Consider the following 12,207-nt stretch of genomic DNA (forward strand, 5'->3'; position numbering starts at 1 on the left):
TCAGGCGAGGAAGCTCAGGATGGTATTGATTACCGTACGTTGATTGACGTCTGACATGTTAAAGAACAGCGGCAGACGCACCAGGCGCTCGCTCTCTTTGGTGGTGAAGCGGTCCTCGCCGGAGAAACGGCCAAACTTCTCACCGGCCGGGCAGGCGTGCAGTGGGATGTAGTGGAACACCGACATTATTTCGGCTTCTTTCAGGTAGTCGATAAACGCGGTACGATCCTGCACGTCTTTCAGCTTGATGTAGAACATATGGGCGTTGTGCACGCAGTTGGCCGGAATGACCGGCAAGGCGATACGCCCTGAGTCTGCCAACGGTTTCAATGCATCGTAATAGTTCTGCCACAGCTTCAGGCGGCGCTGGTTGATCGTCTCGGCGGCCTCCAACTGTGCCCACAGATAAGCGGCTTGCAGATCTGACATCAGATAGCTGGAACCAATATCGCGCCAGGTATATTTGTCTACCTGACCACGGAAGAACTGGCTGCGGTTGGTGCCTTTTTCACGGATCACTTCGGCACGATCGATCAGGGCCGGGTCGTTAATCAGCGTCGCGCCACCTTCACCGCCAGCGGTGTAGTTTTTGGTCTCATGAAAGCTGAAGCAGCCGATATGGCCGATGGTCCCCAAGGCTTTGCCTTTATAGGTCGACATCACGCCCTGCGCAGCATCTTCTACCACCATCAGGTTGTACTTCTTCGCCAACGCCATGATGGTGTCCATTTCGCAGGCTACGCCAGCGTAATGCACCGGCACGATGGCACGGGTTTTATCGGTGATCGCCGCTTCAATCTTGGTTTCATCGATGTTCATGGTGTCTGGACGCAGATCGACAAACACCATCACCGCCCCGCGCAGCACAAAGGCGTTAGCGGTGGATACGAAGGTGTAGCTCGGCATGATCACTTCATCACCCGGCTGGATATCCAGCAGGATGGCGGCCATTTCCAGTGACGCGGTGCAAGACGGCGTCAGCAGCACTTTCGGACAGCCGAAATGCTGTTCCATCCACTGCTGGCAGCGACGGGTAAAACCACCGTCACCACAGAGTTTGCCGCTGCTCATCGCAGCCTGCATATAATCGAGTTCCGTGCCAACAACCGGTGGAGCGTTAAATGGGATCATGTAAACCTCTATAGAACCAATACGCGGTGCTTTCTAGGGTGGCACCGTGCCGTTGATAGAGCCGTAACGCGGCAATATTACTTATCTGAGTCGCGATCCGCAGGCGCTGCAGCCGTTGCTGCTGGCACCAGGCGATCGCGGCTGTCATCAGCCGAGAACCGGTCCCTTTACCTTGTACACCTGGGAATGCCGCCAGCAGGCCGATACGCGCCTCTTGCTGGCCGATATCACGCAGGCTGACAAACCCTTCTGGCTCCCCATCGCTGCCCAACACAAGCAGGCACTGATGGTCAAACGTCCCCAGCACCGCTTTTTCAATCCAGGTGGCGTAAAAACGCCCGCTGTCCTGCGGCTGATACCAAGGCGCGCGGAAACGGCTGGCGGCAAATACCTTGGCCGCCACCGAACGCAACAGTGGAATATCTTCAGGCTGGGCGATGCGAATGGCCGGTAAATTCAATGCACAATCTGTGCCAATTGCCAGGGCAAAGTCCACTTCACCCTCTACCAGCCGAAATCCCGCGCCAGCCAAACCATCGGCCAAGTCCAGGCGCTGGGCCGGGATCTTGGCCTGAACCAGCGCAAACGCATCCAGTTCAGCTACCGTAAGCGCAGGAGCCGCATCGTCAAAATGCAGTTTGGCGCTAGTGAGTTGGAAATACTCGCTTTCCCAGCCCAAAGGCTCAATATTGGCGTGGACGGACATGCAGTAAATCCAGTAAGTATTTGCCATAGCCGGTTTTGGCTAACGCCTGCGCCGAGCGTCTTACGCCATCATCATCCAGCCAGCCGTTACGCCAGGCGATCTCTTCCAGACAGGCAATCTTGAACCCCTGGCGCTTCTCTACCGTCTGCACAAAGGTACTGGCTTCGATCAGGCTGTCGTGGGTGCCGGTATCGAGCCAGGCAAAACCACGCCCCAACAGCTCGACGCTCAGTTCGCCACGCTCCAGATACATCTGGTTGATACTGGTGATTTCCAGCTCGCCGCGTTCGGAAGGCTTCACCTGCTTGGCGAAATCCACCACCTGGTTGTCATAGAAATAGAGACCGGTGACCGCCCAGTTGGACTTCGGCTTCAGCGGCTTTTCTTCAATCGACAGCGCGTGGAAATTATCGTCGAACTCCACTACGCCAAAACGCTCTGGGTCCATAACCTGGTAACCAAATACCGTGGCACCTTTCAGACCCTGAACCACGCTTTTCAGTTTCGGGCTGAAGCCCTGGCCGAAGTAGATATTGTCGCCCAGCACCAGGCAGCACGGCTCGCCGCCGATAAACTCTTCGCCGATCAGGAAGGCCTGTGCCAACCCGTCCGGGCTCGGTTGTTCGGCGTAGCTGAGGTTGATGCCAAATTCTTCACCGCTGCCCAGCAAACGGCGAAACGAGGGCAGATCTTCAGGCGTAGAGATAATCAGAATATCGCGGATCCCGGCCAGCATCAGCACCGAGAGCGGATAGTAAATCATCGGTTTATCGTAAATGGGCAGCAACTGCTTGGAGACGCCGCGAGTGATCGGGTGTAAACGCGTCCCCGACCCGCCGGCTAGAATAATACCTTTCATCATGACTCCTGAACTTCCGCTAGCCGCACGGCGCTTATAGCCTTCCGTGCGTTTACCTAGATAGGATTATTGGTTTAGCCCTAAACGCTCGCCTGCATAGGAACCGTCTTGCACGCGGCGCCACCAGGTTTCATTGTTCAGATACCAGGAAACCGTTTTGCGGATGCCGCTTTCAAAGGTTTCCTGTGGGCGCCAACCCAGTTCACGTTCAATTTTGCCCGCGTCGATGGCATAGCGCATATCGTGGCCAGGGCGATCTTTGACGTAGGTGATCAGATCGCGATATTTCGCCACGCCCTGCGGTTTGTGCGGTGCCAGCTCTTCCAGCAGATCGCAGATGGTCTGTACAACTTCGATATTTTTGCGCTCGTTGTGGCCGCCGATGTTATAGGTTTCCCCAATCACACCTTCGGTCACCACCTGATATAACGCCCGCGCATGGTCCTCCACAAACAGCCAGTCACGCACCTGCGCTCCGTCGCCGTAAACCGGCAGCGGTTTGCCAGAAATGGCATTAAGGATCACCAGCGGCACCAGCTTCTCTGGGAAGTGGTAAGGGCCGTAGTTGTTGGAGCAATTGGTCACGACGGTAGGGAAACCGTAGGTACGCAGCCAGGCGCGCACCAAGTGGTCGCTCGAGGCCTTGGAAGCAGAATACGGGCTGCTTGGCGCGTAAGGAGTAGTTTCGGTAAACAGATCGTCGGTGCCGTGCAGGTCACCGTACACTTCATCGGTAGAGATATGATGGAAGCGGAAAGCCTGCTTTTTCTCTGCCGCCAGCGCCTGCCAATAATGACGGGCGGCCTCCAGCATGGTGTAAGTACCCACTATGTTGGTTTCGATAAAGGCTGCCGGGCCGTCGATCGAGCGGTCAACGTGGCTTTCTGCCGCCAGATGCATCACGAAATCCGGCTGGTACTGCGCAAATACGCGGTCCAGTGCGGCACGGTCGCAGATATCTACCTGCTCGAAAGCATAGCGCTCGTTGTCCGCCACGCCCGCCAGCGACTCCAGGTTACCGGCATAGGTGAGCTTATCAACCACCACCACGCTATCGCGGGTCCCCTCGATGATATGTCTTACCACGGCAGAGCCGATAAATCCGGCCCCGCCGGTGACCAAAATACGTTTCAACGCCAGACTCCTTTGGTGTCCACGATCCAGGACTGCTTAATCTCTTCCGGCCTGATGGCCTTGAATTCTTTATGATCGACCAGCATCACGATCACATCCGCCTGCTGTAGGGCTTCAGGCAGTTTTTTCAGCGTAACGTGGCCCGCCAGTGACTTCGGCAATTGCTCAACGTTAGGCTCGACCGCCAGGGTTTCACCCACGTGCCAATCGGCAATCAGGTGGGCTACTTCAACCGCCGGGCTCTCACGCAGGTCGTCGATATTAGGTTTGAACGCCAGTCCGAAGCAGGCAATTTTCACTTCAGAAGCGCGCTTGTTGGTGGCCGCCAGGCAATCTGCCACGGCTGCCTTGACTTGATCGACCACCCAGAGCGGTTTGCCGTCGTTGACCAGGCGCGCAGTATGGATCAGACGAGCCTGTTGCGGGTTCTGCGCCACGATGAACCAAGGATCAACGGCGATACAATGCCCGCCCACACCAGGACCAGGTTGCAGAATGTTGACACGCGGATGGCGGTTAGCCAGGCGGATCAGTTCCCACACGTTAATACCCTGCTCGGCACAGATCAGCGAAAGCTCGTTGGCAAACGCGATGTTAACGTCGCGGAAGCTGTTTTCCGTCAGTTTGCACATCTCGGCGGTGCGCGAGTTGGTGATCACACACTCACCTTCGAGGAAAATCTTGTACAGCGCGCTGGCGCGCTCGGAGCATTTTGGCGTCATCCCGCCAATCACGCGGTCATTCTGGATCAGCTCAACCATCACCTGCCCAGGCAGCACGCGCTCAGGACAGTAGGCAATGTTCACGTCGGCCCGCTCACCGGCATCCTGCGGGAAGCTCAGATCGCTACGCGCCTCTGCCAACCAGAGTGCCATCTGCTCGGTAGCGCCCACCGGTGAAGTAGACTCCAGGATCACCAGGTCGCCCTTTTTCAGTACCGGTGCCAATGACTTGGCGGCGGCTTCAACATAGGCCAGATCGGGTTCGTGATCCCCTTTGAACGGCGTTGGTACGGCGATCAGGAACGCATCGGCCGCCAGCGGTTTAGTCACCGCCTGCAGATAGCCGCCTTCTACCGCTTCTTTTACTACGCGATCCAAATCAGGTTCGACGATGTGGATGGCACCGCGGTTAATGGTATCTACCGCGTGCTGGTTAACATCTACGCCCACCACTTTTTTCTTGCGGGAAGCAAACGCCGCCGCCGTTGGCAAACCAATATAGCCCAGGCCAATAACTGAAATAGTGTTAAAACTCATAGTGTCACCTGATGATTCTTTAAAGCTTCGAGGATACGTTGGCAGGCATGCCCGTCACCGTATGGGTTATGCGCCCGGCTCATGGCGTGGTATTCGCCTTCGTCTGTCAATAACCGGGTTACCGCATCAACAATTTTAGCTACGTCCGTTCCCACCAGCTGTACCGTACCGGCATCTACCGCTTCTGGCCGCTCGGTGGTATCACGCATCACCAACACCGGTTTACCCAGCGACGGCGCCTCTTCCTGAATGCCGCCCGAGTCGGTCAGGATCAGATAAGATCGCGTCATCAGATAGACAAACGGCAGGTAATCCTGCGGATCGATCAGAATGATGTTATCGATCCCCTTCAAAATACGGTTGACCGGCTCGCTGACGTTCGGATTGAGGTGCACCGGATAGACCACCTGCACTTCAGGATGCTGAAGGGCAATCTCGGCCAAAGCGCTACAGATGCGCTCGAACCCACCGCCGAAGCTTTCGCGGCGGTGCCCGGTTACCAAGATTAGCTTTTTGTTGGCATCCAGGAAAGGATAGCGCTGGTCAAGGCTGGTGCGCAGTTCTGGGTTGTGCATGATGCGGTCGCGCACCCACAGCAACGCATCGATCACGGTATTGCCCGTGACGAAAATATGGTCGTCCCGCAGCGATTCACGTAACAGGTTCTGCCGTGAATTTTCGGTTGGCGAGAAGTGATACATCGCCAAATGCCCCGTCAACTTGCGGTTGGCCTCTTCAGGCCACGGAGAATAGAGATTACCGGTACGCAGGCCCGCTTCCACATGCCCCACCGGGATACGCTGATAAAACGCTGCCAGGCTGGTCGCCATGGTGGTCGTCGTGTCACCGTGAACCAACACCACGTCCGGCTTGAAGTCCTCCAGTACGCCTTTGATCCCTTCCAGAATGCGGCAGGTGATTTCACTCAGCCCCTGGCCCGGTTTCATAATATTCAGGTCGTAATCCGGTACGATTTCAAACAAACGCAGTACCTGATCCAGCATCTCGCGATGCTGTGCCGTAACGCAGACTCTTGACTCAAAGGCATCATCCTGAGCCAGAGCATGTACCAGAGGTGCCATTTTGATGGCTTCCGGTCTGGTGCCAAAAACAGTCAACACTTTCACAGCGAATCTCTTTTGGTCGGTGAAGTGCAGGCGAACCTGCAAAGTTGGGCACTCAGTGCCCAACAGCGAAATTATTATATTATTAATTAACTACGTGGCCGGCGTACCAAGGCAACGCCCGCACCAATCAGGCCACCGATTGCGCCCCACATAATCAGCCAGAATACCCGGCGTGGGCTATCACGTTTCACCGGCTCTTCCGGCGTACGTAAATAGCGGTAGGTCTGGAATTTGGCATCCAACGTCGGGCCGACGTTCAAGGTTGCTAACATGGCCCGGTTCTGATCGTAACTCACATCGTAAGCCGGGCCGGAAGCCTGTAAACCCTCCAGGCGCGCCTGTAGCATAGGTTTACCCAGCAGGAACAGATCGGAGTCTGGCAGCTGTTCGGCTGGCGTATCGGTCTGCGTACGGCTAATCCCCTGCTGCTCGGCGATTTTCAGCGCCTGCTGCACGGTCTTTAGCTCACGCTGATAAACCGCATCGGCCACCGCTTCCTGGCGCTTGACCTGTGCACTCATCGAGGTGGTACGTGCCGACCAGGCTCCCTGGATCTCTTCATTCAGATGCTGCGCCGCACGGTGGCTGGCAAAGGCAACATACTGACGCAACAGATGGTTGGAGTCTGGCGCAGTCTCGGCGGTCAGTTTCACACTGTCATTCAGCACTTTTTTGTCGTCGCGCGGCGTGAACTGGATATTGTTAATCAGGTCATCAAGCAACGCCGCATCGGCACGGGCATCCCCTTCCTGGCGCTGCTTGTAGTAATCGCTTTGCAGCCAGAAATCACGGCGCGTGTCATAGGCGGCCAACTGCATGATAAATTCATTATAGGCTTCATCGGCGATGCCTGGCTGATCGCTGGCAACCGCAGGCAGCGTCCGCTGATCCAGGTTACGCAGGAACTGCTGCTGAGAGTAATATCCCCCCAGCGCATTCACCGTTGGCTTATCGGTGATCGCCGTGGCGCTCCACTCCTGTTTCACCAGGTAGGAAACGATCAGCGCAACGGCAGCAAACAACACCGCGAAACCGATAATCCATTTTTTGCCGCGCCACAGGGTGCAGCATAGACCGCGGATATCGAGTTCGTTATCGACCACCGGGGTATTCTTGTCAGACGTTGTTTCAGGATTCATCACTGCCCTAAAGCCTCAGGTTAAGGTACTTGCTTATTGTTCGTTGCATTCCGCAGGCGGCGCTTGAGACGTTTGATATAACGCGCGACCCGCCATGCACGTTTAATGCAATAGCCATACAAGAAGAATGCAAGCAAGAATAATGCCAACATAACCCATTCAGGTATGAAAGTCAGACGTTCGCCTATCACGCCAACCGCCGCCAACAGCGCTGCGGCCAAGGTGATGAGCACAAAAGCCTGACGAGGCGTAAAGCCCGCTCGCATAATCAAATGGTGGATGTGTTGACGGTCTGGCGAGAACGGGCTCATGCCCTTACGCAGACGGCGATACATGATGGCAATCATATCCATCAGCGGGATGGCGATAATCCACAGCGCGGTGACCGGTTTGATCGGATGGTTTGGCCCTTGTGAGCTTTGCACCAGCAGCCAGATGGCGGTAAAACCGATCAGCGTACTGCCGGCGTCGCCCATAAAGACCTTATAGCGACGGCCAAGGATGCCGAGGTTGAGCAGAATATAGGGAACAATAGCCGCCAGCATCGCGAAACACCAGAAGGCAAGCTCGCTATGGCCGCCTTGATAAAGCAGGATCCCCATCGCACCGAACGACACGCAAGAGAGACCGCCGAGCAGGCCGTCGATACCATCGACCATGTTAAAGGCGTTAATCGCCGCCCAAACGGCAAACAGCGTCACCAAATAGCCAAACGGCCCCAACTGCATTTCCCAGCCACCAAACACATAGCCGAGGCTGCGCAGATAAAGGCCGGCAAACACCATCATGGCGATGCCGACCAGTGCCTGAATGGTGGCGCGGATCTTGACGCTAATATCGAAGCGATCGTCCAGTGCCCCGACGAATACCAGGACACCGGCGCAGGTGAGATAGAGTTTGCTGTGCGCAATCGTCTGGTCGGTGATCAGGAAGGCAAAGCAGATGCCAGCGTAAACAGAAATCCCACCCACCAACGGGATCAGCCCCTGATGACGTTTGCGGTAATTAGGCTTATCAACCAAACCAATAGGTTTTGCTGCCTTGCGAGCAACAAATAAAAAAGCCAGAGAAAACAGAAAAACAAAAAGAATTTCAGTACTCATAGTGAGTAAGTTCACGGTTAACAAATCTCTGAAGAAGATGAGGCAGCTTAACATGGGTAAAAAACCGCGCCACATGACCAAGCGACCTTTCAGTCATTTCCTATGACATAGACACTTATCAATGCCCAAAACGTGTCTTGCTTCAACGCATTAACGCAAAAAACAGGCGCAAATAAGATAAGTTCTCAATAAGTCACAAGAATAACTTACTTTCCTTTACTGTTACTTATCGTATCCGCCAAAAGCAAAAAACGCCACGACTAGGCGTGGCGTTCCTCGAATATTTTACTTATTTATGAGCGTTTCATCATGTCGAAGAATTCATCGTTGGTTTTGGTCATCGCCAACTTGTTAATGAGGAACTCCATCGCGTCGATCTCGCCCATTGGGTGAATGATCTTGCGCAGGATCCACATCTTCTGCAGTTCTTCAGAGGTGGTGAGCAACTCTTCTTTACGCGTACCGGAACGGTTGTAATCGATAGCTGGGAACACGCGCTTCTCGGCGATTTTACGCGCCAGATGCAGTTCCATGTTACCCGTACCTTTAAACTCTTCGTAGATCACTTCGTCCATCTTCGAACCGGTATCGACCAGTGCGGTAGCGATGATGGTCAGGCTGCCGCCTTCCTCAACGTTACGAGCAGCACCGAAGAAACGCTTCGGACGATGCAGGGCGTTCGCATCCACACCACCGGTCAGCACTTTGCCTGAGGCAGGTACTACGGTGTTGTAGGCACGCGCCAGACGGGTGATGGAGTCCAGCAGGATGATCACGTCTTTTTTGTGTTCGACCAGGCGCTTGGCCTTCTCGATCACCATTTCGGCAACCTGTACATGGCGGGATGCAGGTTCGTCGAAGGTAGAAGCGATAACTTCGCCTTTTACCAGACGTTGCATCTCGGTCACTTCTTCCGGACGTTCGTCGATCAGCAACACCATCAGCACGCAGTCTGGATGGTTGTATGCGATGCTCTGCGCAATGTTTTGCAGCAGCATGGTTTTACCGGCTTTCGGCGGTGCCACAATCAGGCCACGCTGGCCACGACCGATTGGCGCTGCCAGATCCAGTACGCGAGCCGTCAGATCTTCGGTAGAGCCGTTGCCGCGCTCCATACGCAAACGTGAGTTGGCGTGCAGCGGCGTCAGGTTTTCGAACAGGATCTTGTTACGGGCGTTTTCCGGTTTGTCGTAGTTGACTTCGTTAACTTTCAACAGGGCAAAATAGCGCTCGCCTTCTTTTGGCGGACGAATCTTACCGGAAATGGTGTCACCTGTGCGGAGGTTGAAGCGGCGGATTTGGCTGGGAGAAACGTAGATATCGTCGGGGCCTGCGAGGTAGGAACTGTCTCCGGAACGGAGGAAACCAAATCCATCCTGCAATATCTCCAGCACGCCATCACCGAAGATATCTTCTCCGCTTTTCGCATGTTGCTTGAGTATAGAGAAGATAATGTCCTGTTTGCGCAGGCGGGCCAGGTTTTCCAGCCCCATATTTTCGCCGAGAGTAATCAGCTCAGAAACCGGCGTATTCTTTAATTCGGTAAGATTCATAGTGGGGGTTCTTAAACTCGGGGTGTGTCTCGAACTAGTATCGTGAATGGTATGGCAGCGTGTTATACCCATAACCTTTCAAGCTACAACGTGAAATTCATAGGGTATGCGTGCCTGTTACTGGACGTTCGATCGCCGGGCTGCTGGGCTGCCGCAGTAAGAAATGGCTTAGCTGGGGCGCACACGCTGACGGTTTAAGATCGAAGGTGCCTTAAAACTGATTTTTTGTAAAACCGCTTGATCGTCAAAACACGGGCTCGGTTCACAGTAAAATGCTAGTGCCGATGGTTCAACGTAGAGTAATGCTTAGATTCAGACTCTTTAGATTTAATACTTATGGCAAGTTCAGAATGCAGTATGGTTAAACTTAACACGCTTCTTGGCAGGCGTCTAGCGGTGAATGAAAATCCCCCTCCAGACGCCCGTCACGGGGCTTCCCGCCCTAATTACAGATTCGCGTCCAGGAACTCTTTGAGCTGGCCCTTGGACAGCGCGCCGACCTTGGTCGCTGCCACTTCACCGTTCTTGAACAACAACAGCGTCGGGATGCCGCGGATGCCGTATTTAGGCGCGGTAGCCGGGTTTTGATCGATGTTCAGTTTGGTAATGGTCAACTTGCCGGCGAACTCTTCGGCAATCTCGTCGAGGATCGGAGCAATCATCTTGCACGGACCACACCATTCAGCCCAGAAATCGACCAGGATTGGCCCTTCGGCTTTCAGCACATCGGAATCGAAGCTGTCGTCAGTCAGGTGAATAATTTTATCGCTCATGTTCTACTCCACAGGATTGGGTCTACCTTGTTGGTGTAGCATCAAACCAACTCAGGTGATTTTATTTCACCGTTTTTATTTCAACGGATATGCTTTCGTAAAGCAATAGTTAGCTGATATTCTACCACACTATGAGCAAAACACACTTGACCGAACAGAAGTTTTCCGACTTCGCCCTGCACCCGTTAGTCCTTGAAGCCCTTGAGAAAAAAGGGTTTCACAACTGCACGCCCATCCAGGCGTTAGCATTGCCGCTCACCCTCAGTGGGCGCGACGTTGCAGGTCAGGCGCAAACCGGTACCGGAAAGACGCTGGCATTTTTAGCGTCTACTTTTCACTATTTGCTGTCCCACCCGGCGAAAGAAGGTCGCCAGACCAACCAGCCGCGCGCCTTGATCATGGCGCCTACGCGTGAACTGGCGGTGCAGATCCATTCCGATGCAGAAGCTCTGTCGCAGTCTACCGGGTTGAAGCTTGGCCTGGCCTACGGCGGCGATGGCTATGACAAACAGCTGAAAGTGCTGGAAAGCGGCGTAGATATTCTGGTGGGAACCACCGGCCGTTTAATCGACTACGCCAAACAAAATTATATCGATCTGGGTGCTATCCAGGTTGTGGTGCTCGATGAAGCCGACCGCATGTACGATCTGGGCTTTATCAAAGATATCCGCTGGCTGTTCCGCCGTATGCCTGCGGTCGATCAACGCCTGAACATGTTGTTCTCTGCCACCCTGTCCTATCGCGTACGCGAACTGGCCTTTGAGCAGATGAACAATGCCGAATATGTGGAAGTTGAACCGGAACAGAAAACCGGCCACCGCATTCAGGAAGAGCTGTTCTACCCTTCCAACGAAGAAAAGATGCGCCTGCTGCAGACGCTGATCGAGGAAGAGTGGCCGGACCGCTGCATCATCTTCGCCAACACCAAGCACCGCTGTGAAGACATCTGGGGCCATCTGGCTGCCGACGGGCACCGCGTAGGCCTGCTGACCGGCGACGTGGCGCAGAAAAAACGCCTGCGTATTCTGGACGATTTCACCAAGGGTAACCTGGATATCCTGGTCGCCACCGATGTCGCCGCACGCGGCCTGCATATCCCGTTGGTGACTCACGTCTTCAACTACGATCTGCCGGACGACTGCGAAGACTACGTGCACCGCATTGGCCGTACTGGCCGCGCGGGCGAAAGCGGTCACTCCATCAGCCTGGCCTGTGAAGAGTACGCGCTTAATCTGCCCGCCATCGAGACTTATACCGGCCACAGCATTCCTGTGAGCAAGTACAACAGCGATGCGCTGCTGAGCGATCTGCCAGCACCGAAGCGCCTGGTGCGCCCACGAGGCAACAACGGCCCACGCCGTAACTCTTCCGCGCCACGTCGTGGTGGTGCGCCACGTAACAACCGTAAACGTTCGGGCTAATA

General features: G+C 54.8%; 11 protein-coding genes. 1 reads left to right on the forward strand and 10 read right to left on the reverse strand.

Going from position 1 to position 12,207, the window contains the following annotated elements; translation table 11 throughout:
- The 10 genes from rffA to trxA all read right to left on the reverse strand — a co-directional run bounded on the left by rffA (position 1) and on the right by trxA (position 10,784).
- A complete protein-coding gene (gene rffA, locus ACMV5I_RS17660) occupies positions 1-1,131 on the reverse strand; it encodes a dTDP-4-amino-4,6-dideoxygalactose transaminase (protein WP_037376578.1) in 1,131 nt (376 codons plus the stop codon).
- Positions 1,118-1,837 carry a dTDP-4-amino-4,6-dideoxy-D-galactose acyltransferase gene (rffC, locus tag ACMV5I_RS17665; RefSeq protein WP_141130939.1) on the reverse strand — a complete coding sequence of 240 codons (720 nt, stop codon included), beginning with the start codon at positions 1,835-1,837 and terminating at the stop codon, positions 1,118-1,120. Before rffC ends, rffA begins: the two co-directional genes overlap by 14 nt.
- Positions 1,815-2,696, reverse strand: a complete 882-nt coding sequence (rfbA, locus tag ACMV5I_RS17670) for a glucose-1-phosphate thymidylyltransferase RfbA (protein ID WP_414824957.1) — start codon at positions 2,694-2,696, stop codon at positions 1,815-1,817. Before rfbA ends, rffC begins: the two co-directional genes overlap by 23 nt.
- Positions 2,697-2,762: 66 nt before the next feature.
- Entirely contained in the window at positions 2,763-3,830 is a 1,068-nt protein-coding gene (rffG, locus tag ACMV5I_RS17675; RefSeq protein WP_261461534.1) for a dTDP-glucose 4,6-dehydratase, read from the reverse strand.
- Positions 3,827-5,089: a UDP-N-acetyl-D-mannosamine dehydrogenase gene (gene wecC / locus ACMV5I_RS17680; RefSeq protein WP_414824958.1), complete on the reverse strand. Its 1,263-nt coding sequence runs from the start codon at positions 5,087-5,089 to the stop codon at positions 3,827-3,829. The genes rffG and wecC overlap by 4 nt, the downstream gene beginning before the upstream one ends.
- Positions 5,086-6,216: a non-hydrolyzing UDP-N-acetylglucosamine 2-epimerase gene (gene wecB / locus ACMV5I_RS17685; RefSeq protein WP_414824959.1), complete on the reverse strand. Its 1,131-nt coding sequence runs from the start codon at positions 6,214-6,216 to the stop codon at positions 5,086-5,088. The genes wecC and wecB overlap by 4 nt, the downstream gene beginning before the upstream one ends.
- 86 nt (positions 6,217-6,302) lie before the next feature.
- Positions 6,303-7,355: an ECA polysaccharide chain length modulation protein gene (wzzE, locus tag ACMV5I_RS17690; RefSeq protein WP_037411855.1), complete on the reverse strand. Its 1,053-nt coding sequence runs from the start codon at positions 7,353-7,355 to the stop codon at positions 6,303-6,305.
- 20 nt (positions 7,356-7,375) lie between these two features.
- Positions 7,376-8,473, reverse strand: coding sequence for a UDP-N-acetylglucosamine--undecaprenyl-phosphate N-acetylglucosaminephosphotransferase (gene wecA, locus ACMV5I_RS17695; protein ID WP_024484187.1), 1,098 nt, complete (start codon positions 8,471-8,473; stop codon positions 7,376-7,378).
- Between the two features lie 278 nt (positions 8,474-8,751).
- Entirely contained in the window at positions 8,752-10,011 is a 1,260-nt protein-coding gene (gene rho / locus ACMV5I_RS17700; protein WP_021181558.1) for a transcription termination factor Rho, read from the reverse strand.
- Positions 10,012-10,457: 446 nt separating this feature from the next.
- Positions 10,458-10,784 (reverse strand): thioredoxin TrxA, encoded by a 327-nt coding sequence (gene trxA / locus ACMV5I_RS17705; protein WP_024484188.1) that lies wholly within the window; start codon positions 10,782-10,784, stop codon positions 10,458-10,460.
- A 131-nt stretch (positions 10,785-10,915) separates the two neighbouring features.
- Between trxA and rhlB the strand changes: the two genes are divergently transcribed.
- Positions 10,916-12,205: an ATP-dependent RNA helicase RhlB gene (gene rhlB / locus ACMV5I_RS17710; protein WP_024484189.1), complete on the forward strand. Its 1,290-nt coding sequence runs from the start codon at positions 10,916-10,918 to the stop codon at positions 12,203-12,205.
- Positions 12,206-12,207: the final 2 nt, after the last annotated feature.

This window comes from Serratia sp. T13T92 (assembly GCF_047530105.1).
Classification (GTDB): Bacteria; Pseudomonadota; Gammaproteobacteria; order Enterobacterales; family Enterobacteriaceae; genus Chania; species Chania fonticola.